This window comes from Sutcliffiella sp. NC1 (assembly GCF_027594365.1).
Classification (GTDB): Bacteria; Bacillota; Bacilli; order Bacillales; family Bacillaceae_I; genus Sutcliffiella; species Sutcliffiella cohnii.
In genome coordinates this window covers 1,925,186-1,951,636 of sequence record NZ_CP115153.1, presented here as the reverse complement: position 1 = coordinate 1,951,636, position 26,451 = coordinate 1,925,186, and the positions used below count along the sequence as shown (strand labels likewise).

Sequence of the window (26,451 nt, the reverse complement as noted above, 5' to 3'; positions counted from 1 at the left end):
AACCCACTCACTTTGCCGTCAAGCTCAAGGGTGGGTTATTTTCTGTCTACATACGAGATGATGGACACGATCAAACCGGCAAATGAAATCATTAACGCTAACGTTTGAAATGTTGACATCATAAGCACCACCCCCTTTCGATGGGGTAATGCCGACCACCCTTGAGTTTCCCTAACTGACTATCGCGAAACTATTATAGCACAAAACAGAACACCTGTTCTATTTATTGTTAAAAATAATAGGCCTTTAATAGAAAAAACTTCTAAACTATCCCTTCAATCATTTCAATAATTTCATCTAAACTACTTTCATGCATACCGCTTATTCGAAAATGATAGTTTTCAAATTGGCTACTTTTTGTCACTCTGTTTGGAACGATTACACAATTCAATCCTGCTGCAATGGCTGCCTTTGTACCATTAGGAGAATCTTCAAAGGCGATTGCTTCAGATGGAAGAATATTAAAATGTTGAATAACATTATTGTATAGCGCTGGGTCAGGCTTTACTTTTTCCACATCATCCTTCGTTTGAATAACATCGAAGTAAGGTAACAAGTGAAGCTCCTCTAAAAAATGTGTCACCCACTTGCGGTCCGAACTAGATGCCAAGCCAATTTTCAACCCTCGCTCTTTAGCAGCTTGAAGGAAATCTTCTACTCCTTCTCGAGCAACAGGTGTCCCTAATTTACTCGTATGTAGCGCTCTAGCTTTTTCCCTTAGGTCATCTATCGAAATGTTTACGCCTGATTTTTCTAAGAGGAAATGAAAAATAGCTGGTCCGTCCGTCCCAATATATGTCCCATATTCAGCTACTGGAATGTCACGATCAGTTTTACCTAATACTTCACAGAAACTTTCATACCACGCATACTCTGTATCGATGATTAACCCGTCAAAATCAAAAATAATTGCCTTTATCATGTCCTATCCCTCCTATTTTTAATTCCGGTTATTCACCTGTCTTGACCGTCCGCTTCAAGACAAATAACCCCTTTTCTACGATTAGGGGTACTTGCCAGTTAAAATTCTTGATTAGAATCGTCTTGCATATCAACATCAATATTAAATTTCACCTTACTAGCCAATAAGTAATATAAAGAATAATGGACAGGTATATTGTTCACATCGATAATTACTTTGCCAATTTGAATAACAGGTTCCATCCGAGAAACTTCTAGCAATTCACTAATTTCTTGTGAAGGGTGTAAAAATTCGAGTTCTTTTTTCGCACATTTAAACTGTACTCCATACTCATTTTTCACAATTTGGAATGTAGAAACGTTCTCTTCCATTTTGTCTTGAATTCCTGGGTAAAGGTCTAACGGAAAATAGGAATAATCGACACTGAACGCACTATTTGCATCTTTGATAAGACGGACAAGCTTTAATACTTCAAACGGCTCATCACGCTGAAATAATTTCATTAGCTGTTCATCAGCCTCTTCCACGGTTTTAGAAAGTGTTTTTTTCGTAATCGTCGTTTTCCCTAACCACTTGCCGTTCGTAAATCCATTCAAATCTAGCATATGAATTTGCTGCTTTGTGTTTTTGACGAACGTACCTTTCCCGTGTAGGATCTCAATGACTCCTTCATTTTCGAGCTCCTTTAACGCTCTTCGAATCGTAATTCTACTAGTCTCAAATATTTCACATAGTTCATTCTCATTTGGCAGTTTCTCATTAGGATTAAATTGGCCAGACTTTATCATTTCTTTAATATTTATCATTACTTGTTCGTACAAAAATCCAGGTTTCACTGCATTCTCCATTTTTTTCTTCATAACCGTACCTCAACTTCGTGGTATTTTCTCCTATAATTATACAGAATTAATTGCAGAAAAACCTTAAATTTCGAAAAATATGAATGATTATTCACTCTATTTCTTTCGGATATCCCCAGCCACCGTAAAACGTACATGTTTCACTTGCTCGTTCTGCCGCAAATTGAAGCGCGTCCTTAATATCTGCTCCATTAAGAAATGCTGTTAAAAAACCAGCTATAAAATTATCACCAGCTCCCATTGTGTCCACAACATTCGTTTCAACCGGCTCTTGGTAATATCGTTCTCCTTTATAAAGAAATAGTGCAGGTTTTGATCCTCTCGTAAACCCCGCTACCTCTAAATCATATTTTTCTACTTTCGCAATAAAATCCTCTAACTGTTCCTCTGATAAATCAGAAGCAGAAAAGAAGCCAAAAGAAATGTGCGGACATACTTTTTCTAAATAAGCCTCTTCCAATCTAGTAGAAAAATCAAACGACACCTTAGTTTGTTTCGCAATAAGAGGGAGCTCCTCTTCTAAAGAGGAATAACAGCTTGAATGACAAACATCAAACTGCTTTACATACTCTAACTCTTCCGCTAACAACTTAATTTTCACCTTATGTTGAACGGTATTTTTAGGTCCACCTACGAAAACCCGGTCTCCATCTTCCGTTAAGTTCACTTTCGGTTGACCACTAATTCCTTCGACTACTCTTGATCTATCAAACGCAACGCCCTCTTCTGTTAGTGCATACTTCAAATGTTGCGCTTTATCGTCTGTTGCGAAATTGCCGATATAACTCGTTTCCTCTGCACCTGAACGTTTACAATTTACTAGCACGTTTACACAATTCCCACCTGGATAATATTTTCCTTGATCTAAATAACAATCTACTACGTTATCTCCAATTGCAATAATTTTCATCTTTTATACCCCTCTCTCTATCTCTTACCCTTTCACAGATCCTTCTGATAATCCTCTTACTAAATATTTTTGAAGCATAATTAATAGTACAATCATCGGAATAGAAGAAATAACCATTCCAGCGAGGAGAACACCCCAGTCTGTTCGAAGTGCATCCCGGAAGTTCATCAATCCAGAAGGAATTGTTTTTAGTGCATCAGAATCTATAAAGATTGTTGCAAATAAAAACTCATTCCAAGCGAAAAACGCTGTTAATACGATCGTTGTAATTAAAATAGGTCTTGCCATCGGTAAATAAATTTTCGTATAAATTCCCCAATCGCTACAACCGTCAATAACAGCCGACTCTTCTAACTCTTTCGGAATACTTAAAAAGTAAGACCTTAATAGAAGAATAGCAATCGGTAAACGAAATGCAATATACGGTAGGATTAGCGCCCACCTCGTATTTATCATGTCAAAAGCACTTAAAATATTAAACAGCGGAATAAGTGCTACTTGCGGGTTAATCATCATCCCAGCGATGATAAAAATTAACGCTAAATCGATTAATCTAGAACGATATTTTGCGAGTGAAAAAGCTGCCATTGAACCGAAAAGTAATACAGAAACAATCGTAGCAATCGTCACAATAACACTATTTAAAAAATAACTAGAGATCCCTTTTGACCATGCTTCGATATAGTTTTCATATTTCCATACTTCAGGAAAACCCCATACGTTATTATATATTTCATCATAACTTTTCATCGAGGAAATGAACATCCATAATAACGGGTAAAGAATAATAACAGCAAATGCTATTAGTGCAAATAATGTTATCGTTTCACCTACTCCAAATTTTCTATTTTTAGTAAGCTTCATGGTCACTCATCCTTTCCCGTTCCGGATAACCGAATTTGAATAAGTGCTAGTATCGCAGTAAGTATAAAAATGACGATAGCTAACGTAGAGGCGTATCCCATATTATCTTTCACAAATCCTTCTTGATACATATGAACGGCCATTGTGATCGAGCTAAATCCAGGTCCACCATTCGTCAAAATGTACGGCTCATTAAAGACGAGCATCGAACCTGTAATTGTGATAAGTGTATTAACGAAAATCGCTTCTCTCACTTGTGGGACCGTTACACTGAAAAATCTACGTACTTTCCCAGCTCCGTCCATTTCGGCAGCTTCGTACAGTTCCTTCGGGATTTTTTGTATAGCAACAATGAAAATCACCATAATAAAACCGATACTTTGCCACTGTGACATTGCAATCACAGCGTAAATTGCAGACGTCGAATTCCCTAACCACGGCTTTCCGTATTCTCCTAGACCGATTAAATCTAAGAAACTATTTAATAGTCCCATTTGCGGATTATAAATAAAACCGAATAATAGGGCGATAACGGAAATCGAGATCATAACCGGCATGAAATAGACGACTCGAAAAAACGGAGCCACTCTTCTAAAGATTTTGTCCTCCAAAATATAGGCTAGTACGAGCGCAATGGCTACTTGGAAGAAGACGGATATAATGGCGTATTTAAAATTGTTCGCTAATGCAGTTTGTACTACTTTATCACTTAAAAGAACTTTAAAATTATTCAATCCAACAAATGTTTTCGTTTGAGAAAAAACAGAAAAGTCGTAGAGACTGTAGTAGAAATTTTGTATTAGAGGAATAAATACAAATGTAGCTAGTATGACAACACTCGGTAATAAAAATAAGATAGACATGATTCTACTTCTATATCTAGTCACTTCCTTCACCCCTTGCTGAATAGTTCGATATTCTTGATAAGGCTCAGGATACCCTGAGCCTCAACACATACTTTATAACGTTTACTCATTTTTCAATCGAGCTGCTCTTTCTTGTACATCTTTCATAATATCTTGAGGTTTCGTTTGGCCTGTTGCTAACGATTGACCACCTCTCATAAAGATGTCTGCGATATTAATATTGACGGCATTATCAAACCAAGGAGCTGGGGAAGAAGCACTTAACACAATCTCATAAGCTTCGAAACTAGCAGGAGAAGTATTCCCTTCATCCACTCCACCTTTAATTGCATTTAACTGGCCATCCGTTTTCGTAAATTCGTACGCCGTTTCTTTAGAAGTTAAAAACTTTAAGAAATCGACCGCTTCTTTTGGAGCGTCTTTACTTAACATCCAGCCTTCAGGTGCTCCTGTTAATGCGTCCGCATCTCCTTTTCCACCTGCTACTGCTGGGAAGTTAAAAAATCCGAAATCAACGCCACCGATATTTTCTACTAGTTTAATTTCCGCGAACTGCATGTATACGATTGGAATTTCTCCATTACCGAACATGTTTCTAGCTGTTTCATGATCGATTGCCGTTGAAATATCCCCCATATAGGATGTTAGTTCCTCGAAAATTTCTAGCCCTTTAATATAACCTGGGTCCGTAAATTCACCAGTTTTTGCATTATAATCAACTGCCGTTACTCCTGGATCTAGTACTCGTTGGAAAATCGTCCCCATATAGTGAGAGATTGCCCAAGCGTTCGTTAACCCTTCCACAAGTGGTGTATCGTATCCAGCAGCTTGCAATGAATCTAACACTTTAATAAATTCATCGTAAGAAGAAGGTGCTTGTAAGTTATGTTTTTCAAAAATTTCTTTATTGTAAAAGAACACTTTTCCATCGATAGTAAATGGTACTCCGTACGTAACATCATCGAACGTGAATCCTTCAAACTGAGATTCTATAATATTGCCTGACCATTCCTTGTCTTCTTCTAGTAAACTATTTAAATCCATAATTCTATTAGAGGAAACAAGGTTTTCTGCAAATGAGTTAGACCAAGAAGAAAACACATGTGGTAAATTATCGCTCGAAACGAGAACACGAATTTTCTCTTTATACGAATCATTTAATACTGCATCAACATTAATTTTGACATTCGGATTTGCTTCCATATACTCTTTAATTTTTTGATCATAGAACGACTTTCGTGGTTCATTCGGCCATCTATGAAAAAAGTTAATTTCTACAATATCCTCGCCATTCTCCCCTTTGGAAGAACCGGATTCATTCGATGAACACGCTACTAAAGATGCAAAGAGAAATAGTACCATTACTACAAATGAAAAAGTTCTTTTCATTAACTTACACCCCTTCGTTCCAATCGATTTTTTATTTTTTTAATATTCCATTTTCCACATATACCGACGAACGGATAACGGATGACCTGTATGTTCTGCAAGACCGTCCGCATATTGTCTTAACACGACACCTGCAATTGCTGGACCAAAGTATTCGCGAAGATCCTCGTCCACACCTGTATAATCAAGCTCTGCCACGTCTACCACTTCTACTTTATTGCTAAACTTTTCAGCAAAGTTAATCGCTCTTTCATCTAAAGGTCTAGTTGGTCCATCGCCTTTAATAATTAAGAACGGTACATCGAAATCTGTAATTTCAAACGGTCCATGGAAAAATTCACCTGAATGAATTGCATTAGAGTGAATCCATAACATTTCCATCAATAAGCAACTCGTAAAGGAGTATGCCTGATGGTAGTACGCCCCACTTCCCATCGTGTAGATAATCTTTTCACGTTTATTTTCTTTCCCATACTCAAATGCTCTATCAAAAGTGTTTTTCTTATTTGTTTCAAATAGATTTTCTAAATGACTTAATTGCTTTAATACTCTGTCATACTTTTCATTCGGTGAAACCGCATTCAAAATGCCGAAAATGAGAGAAAAGTAGACTCCAGTTTCCCCATCAATCGCGTCGGAACCGTCTTTATAGTTGTAATGAACAACATACTCCGCTGCCTGACATAACGGTGATTCTACTTCCATCGATACCGCAATCGTAACGGCCCCTTTTGATCGAGCAAACTTTGCCGCCTCTACTGTTTCTGGTGTAGTTCCTGAGTGAGAACGTAAAATAACGACACTATTTTCCCCTAAACCTTTTGGATCTACATGAACAAATTCGTTGGAAGTATACACTCTAGATGGAATATCAAGCTCACGATTTAAGAAATAATCTCCTGTAGCTAATGAAGCCATCGAACCTCCGCACGCTACAAAATAAAAGTTTTTTACATCCATTGCTTTGACTGCATTCACAGCTTCCGTAATTTGGTTTACATGTTCAGTTTTCATTTTGGCACCTCCAAAAAGTATAACATCATATGATGTATTATCTTTATACTAGAACGAAAGGTACGCCTTGTCAACAAGTTTTTAGAAAATTCTCTTTATTAAGTCTTTTATACTAGCTAAAATGATATTCTACTAAAACAACCAATTATCTATAGAAGATAACGAGATAATTCCACCTCGATTACTATATGTGTATAATAAAATTTCACAAATCTTTTTTGAAAAATAAAAAGAGCAGATTCTAAAAAGAACCTACTCACATCGTTTTATAATGTTTGTGGCAAAGAGATTGGTTTATTCACGCCAAAATTTTGTATACCCTGTTTTATCCTCAATATTAAACTGAATCATTTTTTCTAGCAGTTCGTAATTTACAGGCTCGTTCCATTTAATACGAAACAGGTCCTTCGTAGAACTGTAGCCAGCTTCTTTAATTGCCTCAGCAAACTTCTCCATCCCTACCCGCTCTGGTGAAATGCTCATATGGTGCTTAGCTGTCGAAAGGCCGATAATATATGTACCGTGTTTTGAAAACATTGGCGTATTCCATTTAATATGGCCTTCCAAAGTCGGAAATGTATTAGTAATCCACGTCAAAACTTCCTCCGTTCGTTCCCGGTGGTCTGGGTGGTCGATTCCCGTTAAATACTCTTTAAAAACTTCCATGTTGCTGCCTCCTGAAAAATATACATAGTCTATAACTATCTAATAGTTTAGACAAAATTGTTAAAAGAGTAAACTATTTGCCTTGGTTGCTTCTTTAGGCTCTTTATTATCTAGAAACGTCTTTTCCCCTAGATTTCAAGTCCAATCCTACTAGTACTGCTGAAAGAAGGAAAGCAACTATGCTTGAAATAAAAAATCCTATTGCATAAGCTGGGATGCTTTCTACAGGTACTCTATCATTAATTTCCATAAATAAAAAATATACTCCAATACCATCACCATCGACACTTTTTCCAACAGATAACAAATTAAATCCTTTGATCAGCAATGAAATGGCTAGTAAAATTAAAATAGCCACTACTACCCAACGACTAATAGATTTCATTTTTTTACTCCTAACACATTTGATTTTTGCTCCAATATTATATTCATCATTTGTATACCCATTCCTTCTTCACACGGCACTGGTTTTATATAATTTTAATTTAGAATATCAATAATATTTATACATTATAAACAAAACATTCTTGATCCTTTGTGAAATTTATGAAAAAAATGGATATTTTTAAGGAAATAGGAAAATCTAAAAACGGTTGAACATTTTTTTCGTAAAAGGTAGAGGTGGATCATTTGTTTCATGTTGTATTAACATTTGGAATGTTAATTAGTTTGGCTCTTTCTAAAAAACTAAACAAATGGCAAGAAGCTTTTGTTCCTACTCTATTTTTTGCCTTATTCAATCTTTATTACCATTTCCTTTGTTATAGCAAGGATAGATGGTTATGGATTATCCAAAAGCCTATTGTAAATTACTTTATTACTGAAACGGTCTATTGTTTTATTATTTTCCCCTGTTGGGCGATTCTTTTTATTGGATTTTTCCCTCAAAGAAAACCTTTTATCTATTTGCTAAAATGGTCCATCGTTTCCGTAGTAATTGAATATATAGCTACGAAGATGGGGTATTTTAATTATTCAAACGGCTGGAACATTGCGTGGACCTTCTTTTTTTACATAACAACGTACCCAATATTAAGACTATCTCAAGTAAGACCGTTACAAGCAGTTATCTTCTCTTTTTTTCTCATTGTTTTTTATTTATGGGTGTTTGATTACTTTCCGATTCTCTTTCAAGGAGATAATTTAACCAAATAAAGGACGGCTCCATTTATAACTGGAGATCGTTCCTTTTTTATTTTGGCTCTTTTATTTAGTTGTTTATATTTGATAAACAAGAACGAATATTCTATGATTACGGTGAGCTTTATTTAAAAAATACAATAAAATGGAAAGAGAACTTCTATAAAATCGAAGTTCTCTTTTTAATTCTCTCAAAGTATTAAAAACTTTTTATAAAAAATTGCAACTTTTCACCACATTCATACGTGGTTTGCTTAGATTGGGGTGAGGCCTTTGGAGCTTGATGAGATATATGAACTGCATGTAAATGATTTATACCGATACTTGTACTCCTTATCAAAAGACCATTTTACAGCGGAGGATCTAGTTCAAGAAACGTTCTACCGAGCATTTATTACACTTGATGAAAGAGAGATTACCAATATAAAAGCTTGGCTATTTAAAGTATCCTACCATGCATTTATTGATTTTACGAGAAAAAGAAAGCGATATATTGTAAGTGATCAGTTAGAAAATATAGAGCCTAAAGGGATACCGCCAGAAAAGTCACCAGAAAAGCAATTTATTGAAAAGGAAAGTTTTCAACAGTTGCTGGAAGATATACATTCTCTAAATGATAAGCAAAAAAACGTCCTTCTACTCTGTGACTTTCATAAACTTTCGTACAAAGAAGCTGCAGACATATTGGAGTTAAACATAAATACATTAAAAAGTCATTTACTACGAGGTAGAGAAAAAATGATCGCGAAAATACAGAAACGGAGGGAACGAGATGAAAGAGAAAGATAAAAATCATTCAAATGATGAAAATCTGTATGAACAAATGTTAAACAACTCTATTGATGAGTTTGATCAAAAATATAGTCCAAAACAACAACAAACAATCGTGAAAAGAAGTAAAAACAAAGCAATGTTTACGAACATTTTAATAAGCTTAGCTATTTTATTATTAATTGTTCCAGTGATGACCTTATTAACTTACTTTTACTATAGTAGTGGTGAAAATTATGGCCGCGCGAACAATGCTATTGAAGTTGCTTCCAAACTTATATATGTTACGGAACCGAATATGAGTGTGGAAGAGATGGAGATAGAAGAGGAGATCGGCTTTTTCACGATGGACCTTTACTTTGATGTATATAAAAGGATTGGGTCTCAAGACTATAATGTCGGTGACTATGAGATTAATTATTATTTTGACAAACCTAATTTTCCGAAAAGAAATTTGTTACTAGATAGACCATTGGAGGAAATACCCCAGCCTCAATCCGAATTAATTGTCCATCCTGACGTCTTAGTATCCACAAATTCCGATTGGAACATTTTAAAAGGACTTCCGGATGGGACTGTTTCTGAAATGTACGTGTCATTTTCAGAAACGATTGATGTACCCGAAGTGAACGAATTATTTAATGGAGATATGGAAGTACGATGGCTTGCAGTAGATACTGGATTAGAAAGAAAGAGAATAGACAAAGATGGTTACCCACTTACACCATTAGGCTACCCTGCCCAAGTTGACACAACGACGTGGTCACCGTTTAATGGACGAGAACAAACGAACGAAGAAGTTTTTCTAAACATACTTAAATTTTTAAAAGAGAACGAGGAAACCGCAACCATTTTAGCTAGGGCAAAATCGTTATCTTTAGAAGAACGAATAAAGTATATCGAGGAAAATGGCATCAAAATTTATGGTGTGGTCGTTACTGGCCCAACAGCCGAATTACGCAATTTACAGGAAAACGAAAAAATTAAATCTATGAAGATAGGAGAAGTGAAACTATGGAACTGGAAGTAAAAAGAAATCGTTTTAGGCTATCAAATATGTTTACTGGTAGTGGCATCATTTCCTTTCTAATCGGAATTATTATACTAGTAATGGTTAACATAGGTTTGCTAACAGGCTTTCATATTGCCTTTGGAAGTTTCACGTTAGCCCTTTTAGGAATCTTTCTTGGCATTTTTGGTTTATTTACTAATAGAAGTAACCGATTATATGCGTATTGGGGACTTGGACTGAACGTATTTATTCTTATTTTTGCATTCCTGATGTTTGTTTTTGCTTGGAGTATTAATGCGAAGCCTTAGGGTATTAGTTGCATAAAGAGAGCCTTCCAATCGTTTGGGCCGTGTCTACCACTGATATCGAAAGTGTTCGACAGCCTGAAAAGTAAAAATTTTCACCGGAAAGTCCACTCTATAGTCAATTTGTTCATATTGGTATTGCATGATTATTTTTACTGTTAAAAAAATACAAGAAGAGAGAAATTATATACTTTTAAGAGTTAGAGGGACAGTTTCGGTGACCCACAATGTGTGTAACAAAACCTGTCCCTCACCTCTTAAATTACACCCGACTTTTTCGTTACGAAATCGGCTACGCTCTTTAATTCCTCATTTCCATTTCCCATCGCGATACCTAAACCGACAAGTTCTAACATATCTATATCGTTTCCACCATCTCCAAACGCAATTGCTTCTGTTAGATTCAAATTAAAATACTCCAACACTTTTAAGATAGCTACAGACTTTGATATATTCTCTTGTAAAACATTCAAAATAAAAGGGTACCACCTTGCTTTTTTCACGGCCCACCTGTTCCCTTTACTCCACGTTCAACTCTTTTCACCTCTAGTAAAATGGGTTATACTAAATAATATAAAGACATATAATAAAAAAGACTAAGCGGTGCATCAACACCACTTAGTCAAGCAATAGTCGCAGGTCCCTTCAAGGGGGGCGGCTAAATGTATAGGATAACCCACCATATCGCCGGTCAAGCTCAAGGGTGGGTTATTTTCTGTCTAAATACGATTAGGATGGACACAATCAAACCAGCGAATGAGATCATTAGCACTAAAGTTTGAAATGTCGTCATCATATGCATCACCCCCTTTCCCTTGGGGTAATGCCGACCACCCTTGAGTTTCCCTGACTGACTATTGCGAAATTATTATAACACAAAACAGAACGCTTGTTCTATATGTGTTTACAACTTCTAAGGTCTTTCCTTAGTCAACCTCTCACTTCGTAACCACGATGCTACGGAACTATCTATTTCTTCCACTAGTTTCTTTTTTGTCCAAGATTTTTTGTACGTTGCGCTTTTGTTGAGGAGAATGTAAATAGATTGAAGTTCCGGTATTCTGAATTTATTTCGTGCTGTTTTACTTAACTCCCTCCATAACGTCACAATATTCCCGCTCCCTTTTAAGTACTCGGTAGGTAAGTTCAACTCATATTTTTCTAACAGTTCGTTAGAAGATAAATTTTCCTGCACATCTTGTAAAAATCTCTTCCCATCGAAGTTTGCTTTTTTACTAGTATGACGTTTCTCAACTTGCTCTGATCCTTCCTTTATAAACGCCATTACTTGTTCTAAAGTTTGTATATCCTGTTTCATCAATTTTTTATCTACAGCTTCCAATATTCGCGTACACTTCTCCAACGTTTGAATAGCCTCTGATTTGTTCACAAAGTCACCTCTAATGTAGTCGGATCCAAATCTCTCTTTACTTCGTCTGCTAACTCTTTATACTTTAAATGCTCTGGACTTATTTCACCATTGGACAGTGCTTCCGAAATGGAATTTAAATGTTTTATAGCCGTCTCGTACATTTTCACATCTCCTAATTCACTTTGGCCTTGAGGTAGAGAAGGCCCCTTTCGCATCGTTTCAAAAACACCGAGAAGCTTCGGTTTATCTCCAAACACTAGCTTAATAAATGGAGCGTAATCCTTGTTTGCACAGTATTTGTCATAAATTTTATTCACAATTTTTATGTAGTGAGCAACACCTTTCGTACTCACCTTATCCATTATAGTTGGAATGATAAAATAGTCTGATAGTAAGAAGCCGCTCTGCGTGATGAGATTATTAGTAGGAGGACAGTCAAAAATAATGAGATCATATTTTTCTTCTAACTGGTGATCTAGCAAAAAGTTATGGAGGATAAATAGATTTTCAAGTCCAGCTTGCTCGGTCGTCATATCAATGGCTAGATCATCTAATCCACCATTGCTGTAAAAAAGATTAGATGGGATAAAATCTATGTTTCGATGATTTCTCGAACAGTTCTTAATTAGTTTCCCGGTATCAATAGAAAACCTCGCATCATTTAACTTTTTCGACTGAAGGTACATATCAAATGCAAAGTTTAACGATTCATCATCTCTTAAATCCATTAAATCTCTTTCCGTACTTTTCAAGCAGATCTCACTTAAAGAACATTGCGGATCCAAGTCAACAAGCAAAATTTTATACCGCTCTGCTAAATAGTGCGCCAAGTAATACACACTCGTTGTCTTCCCTACCCCACCTTTATAGTTCCCAACAAAAATTTTCTTTGCTCTTCCCATATGTACCCTCCTAGATGTTTGTCAGTTTATATATAGGTTGATGGGCGGAGATATATGCTATAATTTGGAACAGAGGATTTTACATTTCCATATACTTCTTCGGCTAACTAAGTAAGCCACAACTTTTTAAGTAGAAATATAAAGAGCCTTCAGGATATAAATAGTAGTTCAGTTTTGAAGTAGAAAATCAATAAAGGAATATGAAATAACATATGATTCTCTATAAGTAAACAAAGTAAATTAAAAAGGAAGTAGCATCAATTTAAACTGATGCTATTTTTAGTGTTTTAATACAGAAGGAAACTTTTTGGTGAATTACTCGTCTATATAAAGGAAAACTTAATAAAGGTAGGTGTCTTATGAGGAAACTCGTTTTTTTAATGTTTATGTCAAGTGTGCTCATTTCATTAGTAGGATGTAATTTTCAGTCAGATAGTAAGCAAGTTAATGAAGCAAATTCTAAAGCTGAAGAAGAAAAGTTATTGGTTGAAAAACGCGTTGGAACAGAAGATAAATATGAAAAGTTTAAAGAAATAACAGATAAGGAAAAAGTTGAAAAAGCCTTAAATATACTTAAAAATGCGGATTGGGAAAATGCTAAAGTTAAAATGGCTCACCCTCCTGACTTTAGGATTAACAATAAATATTTAATTTGGCTAACTCCCCAAAAAGATATGCTCGAAGTGATTATCCAAGGTGAAAATAAATACACTAAACTCTCTAAAAAGGATTCAGAAGTTCTATATGAAATCATTACAGAGGAAAAGCTCGGCGAATAATTTCAACTGAGGGTGATACAACAACTTTTTCCAAAGCTTAATAATGAAATTAACACGATTTTTGACATATGACCAACAGCCATTGTCCTTTGTGCCAATTTATACACTTTTCATTCATAAACATAGATATATTAACAAAAATAAAGAGTCCAATTCATTTGTGAATTGGACTCAAAAATATTGTTTTTATTTCCTTACTATGGTACATAGAACCCCTTAGAATAAATAATAAATTAAGATTGCAGTAAATAAACTTGGTAAACCCAATAAGGCTAAACGAAAAGTTGTTCTATTTCTTATCTTTCTATCGTCGGCTGATTCTGTTGAAAAGTTGGCTCTCATTCTATCACCGCTTACCATACTTCCTGACGTAACCATTGTACCTAAGAGAAATAACATTCCAATTCCCCCTGGTATTACATATGCTTGATTAAAACTCCAAAGAAAAGTTGATAATAAAACTCCGATTACCGATAAAATAGTTCCAGTTAATAAATACTTCATGATCATACCTCCTTGGCCTAAGTCTAATTATTATACGATTTAAAACTGATTGCGTTTCATTTTTGGCTCAAAATAATATTAAGAAGTGCCAATCCAACTTTGATTGACACTTCTTTTATTTAATAAAGCTAAACATCATAAATTACTATTCATTTAAACTTTTAATAATCTGTTCCGTAAATTCAAATGCTTCAGCTTCTGTATATTTCTCATCTAAATAATACATTAATTCATATATAGCATCTTCATATATAAAACTGGTTTCTAAGATAGTACCGTCGGGCCGTTCTAATAGTTCGAAATAAACATCCGTATTTTCGATCGTTCTACTTTGTTTTTCATGAAATTCCATTGTTCCAAACGTTATACTCAAATTAATGACTGGATCACTACTATATGGACCAAGAAAAATCTTTCCGTTATTTTCATCTTCCCACGCTTCTTTTTGATCTATATTAAAAAACGCTTCACCTAATTCCTTAGCATAGCTAATTTCCACGCGAGTTCGATTCAACTCTCTAACTCCTACGAAGTTAATGTCAAGTTCTTGATGATTAGGGATAATAATCTCTTTACCTACATAATTAGACACATCAGCGGTTAACTGTTCGTTAATGCCCTTATACCCTATAGTCGATAAGCAAATTACACCTAATAGTACTATACATGCGATAACCGCTAATAATGGTTTAGACAAAACGATGCTTTTTGTATCTTGTATTCTAATTTTATTCATCGTTTCCTCCTTTTGAGCAGGACTTCTTTGAACACTTTCATTGAGTTTTGCAAAATTGTCATCTGAAAAAATCTCATCAAATTTGTTCATTTTTATCCCTCCTTTATATCAAGATGAGTAATTTCTTGTTTTAACTTTTCCAAAGCACGTTGCATGGTAGATTTGACTTTACTCTTTGACCACCCTAACGCTTGAGCAGTCTCCTCAACAGAAAGCCCTTGAATCTTCCTTAAAATTACTACTTCTTTATAATTTACTTTTAGATTATTGATTGCTCTATACAATTCTTTTAAGGATTCTTCATTTAATACTAATTCTTCTGCAGTTTCTTTGGTCTGTTTTGAATGGTTTCGTATGTGAAAAGATAGAAATTTTATTTTATGTTTACGTCTTAAGTAATCGTACGTTACATTTCTAGCAATTGATATTATCCACGTATAATAACTAGACTCCCCTCTAAAATTAGTTAGAGATTTTTTCACTTTTATAAAAGTATCATGTGTGAGATCTTCCGCTATTTCTTTCTCATAAGTCATAAAAAAGATAAATTTAAATACATCATCACTATATTTAATATACAATTCCTCCCAATCCATGCTTTACACCTCCTAATATTATTGTCGATTTAAAATAAAATCGGTCGCGGTTTTTTTAAAAAAAGGGTGGAGGATATTTCGAAATGAAAGTCATCATGATTCGTTGGAATCTTGAGGACAGCTTTTCCAACCTAATAAAAAAAGGCGGACAAAGAACCTCTCTCTGTCCGCGGCTAAATCCCCTTTTGATGCTCAAAACAGTATACTTTCCCTTTAAACTTTTTATTGGATAAGCAAAATGCACTTACTTTTGTTGAAACGGGCTGTTGACATATAGTACATTTGTATTTTGTAGTTTCGCCTTCACTGTCCTCGCCTTTACTCTCATTACGTAAAGCTTGTACATGACGAAGACGGATAGATTCATCTACAATATTGGCAGATGTTAACGCCGAATGAATGTCGTCAATTTCATCTTTCGATAACAAAGGTTCTTTATGTATAAGCTTTAAGACAGATACCTTCCTATGAATAAAATCTGATAGCTCTAGATCATATACAATTAGGTGATCAGATTGTATTTTCCGATAATCTAACTCGTCTAACTTAAAAGTACATCGCTTTGTAAAAGAAACCATTGATATAATAGCGTTATGAAACTTCCTATCTATTAAAGATTTCAGCGCCTCAATATGGCCATAGTTTTGAATAAAAGGATTCATAAAATTAAACTTTCCGTTCGCTGACCATTGTTTTCGTCCTTTACCACCGTAGATTGTTCCTTGATAATTTTTCGTCTCAATAACAAAAATTCCGTACGGAGTAATTACTGCATGATCAACTTGAGAATAACCAGACTTCGCTCTCGGATTTTTTATTAATAAATCCGTTGTATACTTATAATCATTAGGTAATTGACTTAATTGAATATCAATCTTGTATTCCCCTAGCTCACCTTTACGAATAGATTTATTGTCCTTTTTGATTACTGTTTTCTTCACTTCATTACTTTTCTTTATCTCGTTTGGTTCCTTTTTAAAAAGTTTCAATAGAAATAACATATCAGTCAGTCCCTTTTAGTTCATTTTATTTAAGTTTAATTAACAACTTTCACATCTTTATTTCTTTGTAATCTAGAAGCACATTAAAATTTATAGTACCAAAAAATCGCCATTTCATTTGCTGTCGGTAAGTTGGAATAAAGCATAGTATCAACTGAACCTATTACAAATTGATTTTTAGCATAAAAGAGACAAGCTGACACATTAATATCTTGTGTTTCAAGCATAAGGCCACAAAAGTTATTTTCCTTTGCCCACTTAATAGCTTCCTTTAATAACGCTGTACCTACACCATTTTTTCTATTTTCTTTTGTAACAGCAATGTCCTCAATTAAGGCATATCCATTCCAATTAGAACGCATCTTTATTCGACCAATACAGTTGTTATCAACGTAATATAAAAAAACGACTTTCTCTTTTTCTTCAATATAACTAATGTCAACTTTTTCTTCTTCGTATTTCTTAGAATAAGGTTCAGAAAACCTTTCCACGGTATAGTTCCAAACATTGTTACTAAATGTAGGAATGATTTTACCTGAAACAACGAAACTTTCGTTTGGTTTAATATAATCCTTCATATTAAATTGATTCATTTTAACTATCATATTGATTTCTCCATTCAAAAGGAATATATATTATTACTTAAAATTATGCCTTCAGTTTTATCCATTAAAAATTTATCTTTATCTATTTTTCAATTAGTCTAACATAAAAAGACAATTCACCTAATTCATTTCTAACAATACCAAATAGCATTACAATTACCTAATAAAAAAATATAAATACAGACAAGAACATTAGCTTGGTTACTGATGGAGATCAAAGCCTCGATGCGAGCATTGTACTCCTCAGAAGCGTTAGTTTGAGATCCTAAAAGTGGAGCAAGGGATAATCCAAAGTTAACCTCAAAATCTTGCCATTTGCATAGCGACTACTACGGATATTTATAAGATAATAATATTTATGTATACAATATATGGAAGTTAATGTTATAATTTTAGAAATATTTAATAATTAATATATGCGATGATGAGAAGAGTAAATAAAAAGTTTCTTTACAGAGAGCTCCGTATGCTGAAAAGGAGTAAGAAATTATTATTGAAACAAGCCTCTGAGCATTACATTGGAACCTTGTTAGTGGGGATGGTGTAACGGAAGCTCCCGTTAAAGAGCTAGGGTATAAGCATATTAATGCCGTACCTGATAAGGTTAATATGGTGACATATTAATAAACTGGAGTGGTACCACGATAATAAATCTCGTCTCCAAGACTAAGGTCTTGGGGGTGGGATTTTTTTTATTTTAAAAAACGTAATACAAATATGCTTAAGGAGTGAGTTTGATGAATTTCAAAAATATGCTAGAAGCATGGAAATACCCATCAATTTTATTGCTAGGTATAGGAGTATCAAATTTAGGTGCGTGGGTGTACTTAATTGCACTAAATTTAATGGTATTTGAACTCACAGGTTCTCCTCTTGCCGTAGCTGTACTTTACATTCTAATACCTTTAGCAACTATGTTTACAAACTTTTGGTCTGGTAGTGTTATTGACAGATTAAATAAACGAAATTTGATGATCTTTCTTGATATTTTTAGAGCACTTTGCTTATTTTTTGTACCTTGGTTCCTAGATACATCCTTGTTGTTACTATATTTTATTGTCTTTTTAATTAATATGGCAACCTCCATGTTTAGTCCGACAGCGATGGTTTATATTACAAAATTAATTCCTTCCGAACAAAGAAAGAGGTTTAATTCTCTCATAAGTTTAATTGATTCCGGAGCTTTTCTGATAGGTCCTGCTCTAGCGGGTTTGCTTTTCATAATTGGTACACCTGAACTCGGTATTATCATTAATGCAATCGCATTATTTTTATCAGGATTAATTACATTGCTCATGCCTAATGTGGAAAAACAGTCAAAAGCTATTGATAATGGTGAGAAGTTATCCATACAATTATTGAAGAAAGATTTTCACATCGTAATGAATTTTAGTAGGAAAAGCATTTATATAATGCTAGTTTACTTTTTGTTTAGTTCGGTTTTTGTTATGACTGCTGCTGTTGATTCATTAGAAGCTGCTTTCGCAAAAGAAGTTCTTAGTTTATCAGATAGTGACTACGGATTTTTAGTAAGCATTGCAGGTGCAGGTATCATTGTTGGAGCGTTTATTAATACCATTTTTGTGAAGAAGATTGCAATTTCCATTATGATTGGTGTAGGTTCAACATTTGTATCGGTTGGTTACATCATTTATGCATTTTCAAATTCGTTTATTATTGCTGCATTAGGCTTTTTTATTCTTGCCTTCTTTCTTGCATTTGCCAATACAGGTTTTCTTACTTTTTATCAGAATAATATCCCTGAGGATGTTATGGGTAGAATAGGTAGTTTATATGAATTTGTCGAAGCAACACTTATTATCATAACGACGGGTATTATAGCACTTCTTGCACAAGTTTTTTCCATTCAATTTGCGGTTATTACTGGTGCTTTGGTGATGTTGTTCCTATCTGTGATACTATGTACTTTCAATTTAAGATCGTCCAAACGTAAGTATTATCAACCCAATACTTGATCAACACATGGTAAACTACGATTATGAGTGATAGGAATGGAGGTTACCTTCTTCAACAAACTTGCGTTAGATGAAGAAGAAATTAAATTAAGGACCGCACCTATTAGATATGTCTAATAGGTGTGGTCCTTTTATTATCAACTACTTAATCTATCCTAAATATTCACTTTGAGAAGTGAATTGTGACTTTTATGTGTAATAATACGTTATATAAATTTAGGAAAAAGAAAAGACCAAAAGGGAGGCAACTTGGGGAATCTTTCCCTTATCTTCCTTCCCCCGTTAAGTTCTCACCACCCGGTGGGGAGATTTGCTCTAAGTAGTACCGGTTCGGATCATTTTCGGTAGAGAAACCCATTAAGTACACTTTCTCTTTTTCGATAAGGTTAAAGACATTGGCGTCCTTGATATAGACTCTGAAATATACTCTATTCTCTTCTTTTTCAGCATCGTTATAGCCATCCACCCACATTTCCATATATTCTCCCGGTTCGATGTGGTAGCCTTTTTCTTCTATATAGAAGGATCCAAACGTATGATGTTTGACTATTTGGTCCTCGTTCTTATTATTTTGAAAGATAAAGAAAACTGTAATTAGCAACAATCCAATAATGATATAAAGCCATTTCTTTTGCTTTCCCATACTACGCCCCCCTTTATTTAATTTAAAATTATTTCAAATTTCATCTCACAATCATCATAACATTTTTGGCATTTAATTAGTTACTACTTTTTGGGATATTTTTATTTTCACTATTGAGTAAAATATTAGTTTCCCAGTATAGGTTAAATACGAAAAAAGACGATCACTTAAATGTGACCGTCTCATTTTAAAAATTAATCCTCAATTACTTCAAAAATATATGGTGTATTACGGTAATGGTGACCATAGTTCAGCCCATATCCTGCTATAAACCTATCTTCAATAACAAACCCTTTGTAATCCACTTCAATCTCAACTTGTCTACGTGAAGGTTTATCAAGAAGTGTACATGTCTTAAGACTTTTCGGGTTTCTTTCCTTTAGGGAATCATAAACTGTTTTCATTGTATTCCCTGAATCTAATATATCGTCTACGATTAAGACGTCATAATCGGAAATATCCATCGTTAAACCAGAAACTATTTCTACTTTTCCGGTACTTTCTTTTCCATGTCCATAACTTGACGTTTCCATAAATTCAATTCTAACTGGAACTGTTATGTGTCGGACAAGGTCTGCTGTGAAAATAAAGCTTCCTCTTAATAACGAAATGACAAGGAGATTGTTGTCCTCCCCTTGGTAATCATTCGATATCGTTGCACCTAGCTCTTTTACTTTATCATCTATCATTTCTTTATTATACAAAATATTTTCTTTCATCGTTTCTTCCCTTCCTAGACAGTTTTTATTGTTTTTGAGTTTCCTTTAAAATACTGAATATGCTCATAAACAGAATCGCACATTAACTATATTGAAATATGTCACTGTGATATTTGAAATGATACTAGCAAATACTTACGCTCCAGCTTCGTATCATACTATTATTAAAAACGCTCTATATTAATCACAAATTATGAAAATAATCATAACATAGACTTACCTATACGAAAAATATATAATTCATATAGAAACTATATGTTTTGTATATACAAGGAGAAATCGATGGACATAAAGCGATTAAAGTATTTTATAGCAATAGCCGAAGCAAAAAATATAACAGCCGCTGCCACTAGGTTACATATGTCGCAACCACCTCTAAGTATGCAGTTAAAACAATTAGAAACTGAGCTTGGTGTGAAATTGTTTGAACGAAGTGGTAAGAGTATGGTATTGACGGATAAAGGGAAAGTACTCTACGAAAGAGCATTACATTTGGTGAACAGTGTAGAAGAAATAAAAAATGAATTACAGGAAACAGAGGAGGGAAAAAGAGGTGTACTGGCAGTAGGAATTAACACCCTATCTCTATCAGGTTTTTCAGAAGTGCTCCAAACCTTCCACGAAAAGCATCCTAAAGTTTCGTTAAAAATTGTTCAAAATGACTCCTTTTATTTAGCAGAAATGATAAAAACAAGGGCGATTGAACTTGCATTTGTACGCCTTCCACTGGAATATCGTGGATTGACTTACCATCATCTCATGAACGAGCCATTTTTTTTCGTAACAAACAAGAAAATACACACTATATCATTAGAGGAAATTTCTCATACCCCTCTTATCATTCCAAGTACAGAGGGTTTAGGTATTTACAGTACGATTCTTGAAGCATTTACAAGACAAAACCTCCAACTAAACAAAATAGCTGAGTGCTCGGATATGAATACATTAATGGACTTAGTGAATGGTGGAGTTGGGGCAACGATTGTTCCAAAATCTGTTTTAGATGTCTATAAGGACAAAGCTCTTTACTCCATACCAATCGATAACGCTGATCTGAAGTCTTCTTTAGGAGCCGTTTGGCTTGAAAACCATTATCTTTCTACGCCTGCTAAAAACCTTTTAGCATTAATAAAGCAATACTATAGAAGTTAACATTATGATTAGATAATATAGATAAGATCCAAAACCACCCTTTTGCCGTTAAGTTAAAAGGGTGGAGTAATTTTATAAAACCTGTATCAACCTATCGTATATCTCTCTCCAAGGCAGATCCAAATTCACAGTCAATACTTCTATTTTCATTCGTCCATCCCAAACGAACGACTCTTGAACTTCCATGCCATTGAACGGGTAAATCAAAATGCCCCTTACATCCAGTTCCTGCGGTTGGTGCATGAGGTAAGTGAATAGTTGGAACATATTATGGCTATGAAATGTTTGTTTGCCAAAGTGTTCTTGGAATATATGTTTGTAAAACTTCGCATCGATAATTATTTTTTCTCTGCCGTTTTTATGTGTTAAGGATACATCGGTTACCATACTTGGCAGCAGCGCTTCATTTCCTTGTAGGTTCCAAGAGAAGCGCTCCGATGCCACTTTGTATTCGTTCTGTTCCATACGGTAAAAGTGAAATAAAAACTTTTCAAAAAGATGGTTGAGTGCTTTTTCATCTAACTCCGCCTTAAACAAGCTCCAATCCCCTCGTTTATGAGACAACAAGGTTAGTTCGTGGAGAATTTTCGCAATGTGTATGCTCCGTTTATAGTAGGCGTTATGTTTCGAAAAATGCACCCTATTAAAAATCCCTTTTGTGAGTGGCAGGACATCAACTTCCGGGAATAGGTCTAACATCATAAAGCTTCGTTTCCGAGTCTCTTCCTTCACATACCGGTTATAAGAAATGGCTTTTAGTGTTGCCTTCAATAGTTGATTTTCAAGAACATTTGATGAGTACTCATCCTTTTCACATACTACTAACGGCTTTCTAGCAATAAAATAAGGAATACTTTCATTAAGCAACAATCTGCCACCTAACCGACCAGTTGGCTCTACATGGGTAACGTAGCTTTTTACTAACCCACGATGTGAAATACGCTCTACTTCTTTCAAATACTCGTTGGCGATAAAATCATACGTAATAATATCTTCATCGACTTCGTTAAGACTTTTTACTAGTTCGGGCATTTCATGAACATAGCTAAGCATACAAAACAAATTACGAATGGGAACTTTAAACTCCATCTTACATTCCCTCAATTAATTCTTTTACTACTTCAGGTCGATCGTAAAAATACTCTTCCAACAGAGGGGTGATTTCAAATTGTATAATGTTTTCAAACCAGATTTCTTCTGTTAAATAGTCTGGTTTCTTCGTAAAAAAGGAATGTCCAATTGCATACCCTTGTCCAAGTTGATAGTCATTGACGATTACGGTGTTCCATTTATCCACTGCATATTGAATTCGGTCCAGCATATGAGTAGAAACTCCTGAACCTTCCAAGAACTCCCGCCACTTTGCATTAAAATTAGGCGTTAATGACACAAAAGCAAAACGTCTTCGTAACGCTACTTCCAACTGTGCAAGCGAGCGATCAGCTGTATTCATCGTTCCAATAATGTACACATTACTAGGAACGGTAAACTTCTCGCCATTATAGCTCATGGAAACAAAATCATCCCGCTTATCTTGTTCAATAAGCATTAGTAACTCACCGAAAATTTTCGATAAGTTTCCTCGGTTTATTTCATCAATGATAAAATAGTAATCTTTTTCTTCGTTTTCAATTGCCTTTTTACAAAACTCGTAAAAAATGCCGTACTTCAACGTAAAGCCATTTTCTTTCGGACGATAGCCCATGACAAAATCTTCGTACGAATAGTTTTGATGAAACTGTACCATTTCCACACGAGTATCATCCTTCTCCCTCATTAAGGAATACGCAAGCCGTTTTGATACGTATGTTTTTCCAACACCTGGTGGTCCTTGTAGAATCATGTTTTTCTTATAACGTAATAAATTGACCATCGTAGAATATTGCTTCTCTTCCATAAACACTTCCGAGAAGAAATCTTCCTGTGAATAAGGTTTGATAGTCTGCTCCGCCTGGGCTCCTCCAATAGTACTTTGTGCTCCAAAAGCTCTAGCTTGTTGCTCCCCTCCACTTTCCTTAAACGCATCTAAAACATTAATTATTTGGTAATAGAAATCCTCATAAGAAAAAGCATCTATATTAGATTCTAAAACATACTTTTTCTTCTCTTTTTTATCGTGCTGATCACCAAAGTCTAATCCATATTGAACCCCTTGTTCATTAACGGCTACGAAAATTTGTGGTGCGATACGATGAGTGTCATATTTTTCTTCATAAACTGCTAGCCAGCATCTAGTACTACCAAAATATTGATTCCCATTAAAACCGTTTAACACTTTATCCTTCCAAAGTGATAACTCTTTCAATTCTTCTATCTCACAGATAGCTTGATGAATCTTGCGCTGCTCCTCTCGAACTTTCTGTTTTTTATCTGCGTAATATAGTTGGAAAAGAATCGTGAAGTTATTCCACGACTGCAAGATATTTGTTTCATATTTTACCTTTACTTCATCTTTTATTTTTTCTAATTCTTCAATAGTCATCCGTTTTGAGCTAATTATGTTATCTAGTATTCTATATCTAATTAATTTTACCTTTTCTTCATTACGGTATTGCTCTCTTAAGCTCAATAAATTTTCTGTATCTAAATCTACTATATCACGAAGCATGTCCGCTGGATTTTTCATATAACTTGCTAATTTAACTGCAACAGTATGTAAATACTCTACAGACGTTTCCACAATAATTTTGTTAGATTGTGAATGAGACAAGAAAAAATCTTGAACATCTAACATCGTTAAATCTGATTCTGTTTTTTGAAAATGTTTTAATACGAACGTGCACACATTTAAATACATTAAGTAATTATTTCCAACCGTTCCAGACTTACTTGCTAGGCCATAAGTATTTTTTATAAAACTAAATACACCCTCGTTATAGAGTGGGTATAATGCGTACTCTTTAGCAGCTAATAAGTATCCGAACAACGATGCATCAAAAGAAATACTGCTTTTAAAGTCTTTACCTTTACGTATGAACTGATCGATTGTTTCCCCTATCGACCCACCAAACTGATAAAGTTCCTTTAATAGAAGGGCAACTTCCTCCGGTTTATTTTCCGCAAACTCAACTAAGTCAGCTGTTTTGTCCTCATGAACAAAGATTTCGGAAGGCGTGTTGGCTTTTTGTAGTCTTTTCACGATATAAACGACCGTATCTGGATTAATCTCTTTCTCTCGTAAATACTCATTCAAATTCGATAATATTTCTATCTTATTTCCGCCATTATATTGTTCCGTCTCTTTATATGCTAAGTATCTTTTATATGCGATATTTAAATAATTATCTTTTAGTAGAATTGATTCATAACTTTCCATTTTGACCTCCATTATAGAAGTAATTCACCCCATTATTATAGCATTTATTGGAATTTTATTGTTTTTAAAAAACTTTTTAAAAATTTTTCTCTATGATGCTACTTTTCTTGTCATCCGCTTTATATAGAGGGTGAAGGTACAATAAAAAGGAGGAATTACAAATGACAATTGTAAACAAGGAAGCAGTAAAGGAGTTTCAAACATTCTCATCCATCACGGAGCTGGATCAAACGGTAAGGGGTTACTTATTCAGACATAAGTATACGTTTTTACCAAGTACAGAAAAGGTTTTAAAGTGTATTTGGAGAAATGCTGGGGATGTTTACGGTGTGTGTGACTACACGTTAGACAAAATAGAAACAGAAGTAAAACTTTCTAGAAATCAAGTAGATAGAGCTATCAATCAGCTTATTAGACTAAATATCATAGAAAGTATTCTAACTCCTAGAGATGTAGGAAAGAGACGAATTTTACTTGTCATTCAGCCAGATATGGATTACACAAAGTTTTCTAAAGAGGAGGAAATGATTGGATTATCTTCTTTAGAAAGGATCCCGAAGGATTTTATAGATTTTGGAACCTCCTATTTTTCTGAAGAGAAAGTGCACCAATTATGGGCATACGTATTAGAATTGGAAAAAAACAGTGAAACAGACATTCCTTTAGGAGAGTTACTAGATGAAGTCATTTCAGCCTTGATTGATAGTACTGCTTTAATAAGTGGAGTACCAGCAGAAGTCAGAGAAAAGCTTTTTTATCAAAATGTTGAAAAGCTATTTCACGCAGAAGAAAAAAAATTAGTAGAATTTAATCGCCTATAATAATAGTGATAGAGCTATACGAGTAAAACGTATAGCTCTTCTCGTTTTATGGCCATCAAACCTTTTCATAGCGATAGCATTTTTTAATGTTTATGAATCTATATTTATTAATTTGATCACGCTACTTTTTTTGTCCTCCGCTTTATATAGATAGTGAAGGCACATTAAGAAAGGAGGGATTAAACATATTAATTGATAACGAAGAAACAGTAAAGATGTTTCAAACATTCCCATCCATTACAGAGTTGGATCAAACGGTAAGGGGGTACTTATACAAACATAAGTACACGTTTTTACCAAGTACGGAAAAGGTTTTAAAGTGTATTTGGAGAAATGCTGGAGAAGTTTACGGTGTATGCCACTGTACGGTAGAGAAAATTGCTACAGAAGCAAAAATTTCAGAAAGACAAGTAGGACGAGCTCTCAATCAACTTATTGAATTGAATGTCATTAAAAGAGTTCCAACATATAAAGAAAATGGTGCACAGTCACGGAATTTACTTGTCATTCAACCAGATTTTAATTACACTGCTATCTCAAAGGAGGATGACGAAGCTGGATTATCTTAGCTTGATACTATTCCGAAAAAAATTTTAGCGTTTGGTAAGTT

31 protein-coding genes, 1 pseudogene and 1 other annotated feature are annotated in these 26,451 nt (G+C 34.5%); of the genes and pseudogenes, 9 read left to right on the top strand and 23 right to left on the bottom strand.

All coding sequences use genetic code 11. The features are described 5' to 3' along the window. Nucleotides 1-35: 35 nt before the first annotated feature. The 10 genes from O1A01_RS09910 to O1A01_RS09865 form a co-directional block, all read right to left on the bottom strand. Nucleotides 36-92, bottom strand: a complete 57-nt coding sequence (locus O1A01_RS09910; RefSeq protein ID WP_244905130.1) for a hypothetical protein — start codon at nt 90-92, stop codon at nt 36-38. A gap of 170 nt (nt 93-262) precedes the next feature. Then, entirely contained in the window at nt 263-922 is a 660-nt protein-coding gene (locus O1A01_RS09905) for an HAD family hydrolase (RefSeq protein ID WP_270066148.1), read from the bottom strand. Between the two features lie 98 nt (nt 923-1,020). After that, complete coding sequence (locus O1A01_RS09900) at nt 1,021-1,782, bottom strand: GntR family transcriptional regulator (RefSeq protein ID WP_270066147.1); 762 nt, start codon at nt 1,780-1,782, stop codon at nt 1,021-1,023. A gap of 91 nt (nt 1,783-1,873) precedes the next feature. Further along, the gene (locus O1A01_RS09895) at nt 1,874-2,692 is read right to left on the bottom strand and encodes a PfkB family carbohydrate kinase (RefSeq protein WP_270066146.1); all 819 of its coding nucleotides are present in this window, start codon (nt 2,690-2,692) and stop codon (nt 1,874-1,876) included. Nucleotides 2,693-2,716: 24 nt separating this feature from the next. Further along, entirely contained in the window at nt 2,717-3,556 is an 840-nt protein-coding gene (locus O1A01_RS09890) for a carbohydrate ABC transporter permease (protein WP_270066145.1), read from the bottom strand. Between the two features lie 2 nt (nt 3,557-3,558). Then, on the bottom strand, nt 3,559-4,419 hold the full coding sequence (locus O1A01_RS09885) for a carbohydrate ABC transporter permease (RefSeq protein ID WP_270066395.1): 861 nt from the start codon (nt 4,417-4,419) through the stop codon (nt 3,559-3,561). Nucleotides 4,420-4,524: 105 nt separating this feature from the next. Further along, on the bottom strand, nt 4,525-5,811 hold the full coding sequence (locus tag O1A01_RS09880) for an ABC transporter substrate-binding protein (protein WP_270066144.1): 1,287 nt from the start codon (nt 5,809-5,811) through the stop codon (nt 4,525-4,527). Between the two features lie 39 nt (nt 5,812-5,850). Further along, nucleotides 5,851-6,825 carry an SIS domain-containing protein gene (locus O1A01_RS09875; RefSeq protein ID WP_066411131.1) on the bottom strand — a complete coding sequence of 325 codons (975 nt, stop codon included), beginning with the start codon at nt 6,823-6,825 and terminating at the stop codon, nt 5,851-5,853. Between the two features lie 294 nt (nt 6,826-7,119). Beyond that, the gene (locus O1A01_RS09870) at nt 7,120-7,491 is read right to left on the bottom strand and encodes an iron chaperone (RefSeq protein WP_270066143.1); all 372 of its coding nucleotides are present in this window, start codon (nt 7,489-7,491) and stop codon (nt 7,120-7,122) included. A 106-nt stretch (nt 7,492-7,597) separates the two neighbouring features. Continuing rightward, nucleotides 7,598-7,876, bottom strand: a complete 279-nt coding sequence (locus O1A01_RS09865; protein WP_270066142.1) for a hypothetical protein — start codon at nt 7,874-7,876, stop codon at nt 7,598-7,600. A gap of 245 nt (nt 7,877-8,121) precedes the next feature. On the opposite strand from O1A01_RS09865, the gene O1A01_RS09860 reads away from it, so the two are divergent. The 4 genes from O1A01_RS09860 (at nt 8,122) to O1A01_RS09845 (ending at nt 10,722) form a co-directional block, all read left to right on the top strand. Then, nucleotides 8,122-8,646 (top strand): CBO0543 family protein, encoded by a 525-nt coding sequence (locus O1A01_RS09860; protein WP_066411138.1) that lies wholly within the window; start codon nt 8,122-8,124, stop codon nt 8,644-8,646. 258 nt (nt 8,647-8,904) lie between these two features. Next, nucleotides 8,905-9,420 carry a sigma-70 family RNA polymerase sigma factor gene (locus O1A01_RS09855; RefSeq protein ID WP_270066141.1) on the top strand — a complete coding sequence of 172 codons (516 nt, stop codon included), beginning with the start codon at nt 8,905-8,907 and terminating at the stop codon, nt 9,418-9,420. Next, entirely contained in the window at nt 9,404-10,432 is a 1,029-nt protein-coding gene (locus O1A01_RS09850; protein ID WP_270066140.1) for an anti-sigma factor, read from the top strand. The genes O1A01_RS09855 and O1A01_RS09850 overlap by 17 nt, the downstream gene beginning before the upstream one ends. Then, the gene (locus tag O1A01_RS09845; RefSeq protein ID WP_270066139.1) at nt 10,417-10,722 is read left to right on the top strand and encodes a hypothetical protein; all 306 of its coding nucleotides are present in this window, start codon (nt 10,417-10,419) and stop codon (nt 10,720-10,722) included. Before O1A01_RS09850 ends, O1A01_RS09845 begins: the two co-directional genes overlap by 16 nt. A 254-nt stretch (nt 10,723-10,976) precedes the next feature. On the opposite strand, the pseudogene O1A01_RS09840 reads toward O1A01_RS09845, so the two are convergent. The 4 genes and pseudogenes from O1A01_RS09840 to O1A01_RS09825 form a co-directional block, all read right to left on the bottom strand. Continuing rightward, a pseudogene (locus tag O1A01_RS09840) lies at nt 10,977-11,210 on the bottom strand (HAD hydrolase family protein); the annotation flags it as partial. Between the two features lie 206 nt (nt 11,211-11,416). Beyond that, nucleotides 11,417-11,515 (bottom strand): putative holin-like toxin, encoded by a 99-nt coding sequence (locus tag O1A01_RS09835; protein ID WP_220096667.1) that lies wholly within the window; start codon nt 11,513-11,515, stop codon nt 11,417-11,419. Nucleotides 11,516-11,632: 117 nt separating this feature from the next. Continuing rightward, nucleotides 11,633-12,109, bottom strand: a complete 477-nt coding sequence (locus O1A01_RS09830; RefSeq protein WP_270066138.1) for a hypothetical protein — start codon at nt 12,107-12,109, stop codon at nt 11,633-11,635. Continuing rightward, nucleotides 12,106-12,993, bottom strand: coding sequence for a ParA family protein (locus O1A01_RS09825; RefSeq protein WP_270066137.1), 888 nt, complete (start codon nt 12,991-12,993; stop codon nt 12,106-12,108). Before O1A01_RS09825 ends, O1A01_RS09830 begins: the two co-directional genes overlap by 4 nt. A 359-nt stretch (nt 12,994-13,352) precedes the next feature. Between O1A01_RS09825 and O1A01_RS09820 the strand changes: the two genes are divergently transcribed. Next, the gene (locus tag O1A01_RS09820; RefSeq protein ID WP_270066136.1) at nt 13,353-13,772 is read left to right on the top strand and encodes a hypothetical protein; all 420 of its coding nucleotides are present in this window, start codon (nt 13,353-13,355) and stop codon (nt 13,770-13,772) included. 216 nt (nt 13,773-13,988) lie between these two features. Here O1A01_RS09820 and O1A01_RS09815 read toward each other — a convergent pair whose 3' ends face one another. The 5 genes from O1A01_RS09815 to O1A01_RS09795 form a co-directional block, all read right to left on the bottom strand. Beyond that, on the bottom strand, nt 13,989-14,276 hold the full coding sequence (locus O1A01_RS09815) for a DUF5316 domain-containing protein (protein WP_270066135.1): 288 nt from the start codon (nt 14,274-14,276) through the stop codon (nt 13,989-13,991). Between the two features lie 145 nt (nt 14,277-14,421). Next, nucleotides 14,422-15,102, bottom strand: coding sequence for a hypothetical protein (locus O1A01_RS09810; protein WP_270066134.1), 681 nt, complete (start codon nt 15,100-15,102; stop codon nt 14,422-14,424). A 2-nt stretch (nt 15,103-15,104) separates the two neighbouring features. Beyond that, nucleotides 15,105-15,608, bottom strand: coding sequence for an RNA polymerase sigma factor (locus O1A01_RS09805; protein ID WP_270066133.1), 504 nt, complete (start codon nt 15,606-15,608; stop codon nt 15,105-15,107). Nucleotides 15,609-15,781: 173 nt separating this feature from the next. Further along, on the bottom strand, nt 15,782-16,609 hold the full coding sequence (locus O1A01_RS09800) for a nuclease-related domain-containing protein (RefSeq protein ID WP_270066132.1): 828 nt from the start codon (nt 16,607-16,609) through the stop codon (nt 15,782-15,784). An 83-nt stretch (nt 16,610-16,692) separates the two neighbouring features. After that, a complete protein-coding gene (locus tag O1A01_RS09795; RefSeq protein WP_270066131.1) occupies nt 16,693-17,214 on the bottom strand; it encodes a GNAT family N-acetyltransferase in 522 nt (173 codons plus the stop codon). Nucleotides 17,215-17,626: 412 nt separating this feature from the next. Beyond that, nucleotides 17,627-17,879: a binding site (T-box leader), on the top strand. Between the two features lie 72 nt (nt 17,880-17,951). Here O1A01_RS09795 and O1A01_RS09790 point away from each other — a divergent pair. After that, complete coding sequence (locus O1A01_RS09790; RefSeq protein WP_270066130.1) at nt 17,952-19,190, top strand: MFS transporter; 1,239 nt, start codon at nt 17,952-17,954, stop codon at nt 19,188-19,190. A 265-nt stretch (nt 19,191-19,455) separates the two neighbouring features. On the opposite strand, the gene O1A01_RS09785 is transcribed toward O1A01_RS09790, so the two are convergent. Together O1A01_RS09785 and hpt are read right to left on the bottom strand one after the other, a co-directional pair. Continuing rightward, on the bottom strand, nt 19,456-19,833 hold the full coding sequence (locus O1A01_RS09785; protein ID WP_270066129.1) for a hypothetical protein: 378 nt from the start codon (nt 19,831-19,833) through the stop codon (nt 19,456-19,458). Nucleotides 19,834-20,027: 194 nt separating this feature from the next. Next, nucleotides 20,028-20,552 carry a hypoxanthine phosphoribosyltransferase gene (gene hpt, locus O1A01_RS09780; RefSeq protein ID WP_270066128.1) on the bottom strand — a complete coding sequence of 175 codons (525 nt, stop codon included), beginning with the start codon at nt 20,550-20,552 and terminating at the stop codon, nt 20,028-20,030. A gap of 282 nt (nt 20,553-20,834) precedes the next feature. Here hpt and O1A01_RS09775 point away from each other — a divergent pair, with 282 nt between their 5' ends. Further along, a complete protein-coding gene (locus O1A01_RS09775; protein WP_270066127.1) occupies nt 20,835-21,704 on the top strand; it encodes a LysR family transcriptional regulator in 870 nt (289 codons plus the stop codon). Nucleotides 21,705-21,776: 72 nt separating this feature from the next. Here the strand turns inward: O1A01_RS09775 and O1A01_RS09770 are convergent, their stop codons facing one another. Together O1A01_RS09770 and O1A01_RS09765 are read right to left on the bottom strand one after the other, a co-directional pair. Continuing rightward, the gene (locus tag O1A01_RS09770; RefSeq protein ID WP_270066126.1) at nt 21,777-22,793 is read right to left on the bottom strand and encodes a 5-methylcytosine restriction system specificity protein McrC; all 1,017 of its coding nucleotides are present in this window, start codon (nt 22,791-22,793) and stop codon (nt 21,777-21,779) included. 1 nt (nt 22,794) lies between these two features. After that, on the bottom strand, nt 22,795-25,020 hold the full coding sequence (locus O1A01_RS09765; RefSeq protein WP_270066125.1) for an AAA family ATPase: 2,226 nt from the start codon (nt 25,018-25,020) through the stop codon (nt 22,795-22,797). Between the two features lie 161 nt (nt 25,021-25,181). Here O1A01_RS09765 and O1A01_RS09760 point away from each other — a divergent pair, with 161 nt between their 5' ends. Both O1A01_RS09760 and O1A01_RS09755 read left to right on the top strand, forming a co-directional pair. Beyond that, nucleotides 25,182-25,841 carry a hypothetical protein gene (locus tag O1A01_RS09760; protein ID WP_270066124.1) on the top strand — a complete coding sequence of 220 codons (660 nt, stop codon included), beginning with the start codon at nt 25,182-25,184 and terminating at the stop codon, nt 25,839-25,841. Between the two features lie 215 nt (nt 25,842-26,056). Further along, nucleotides 26,057-26,410 carry a helix-turn-helix domain-containing protein gene (locus tag O1A01_RS09755; protein ID WP_270066123.1) on the top strand — a complete coding sequence of 118 codons (354 nt, stop codon included), beginning with the start codon at nt 26,057-26,059 and terminating at the stop codon, nt 26,408-26,410. The last annotated feature ends 41 nt before the right edge of the window (nt 26,411-26,451 follow it).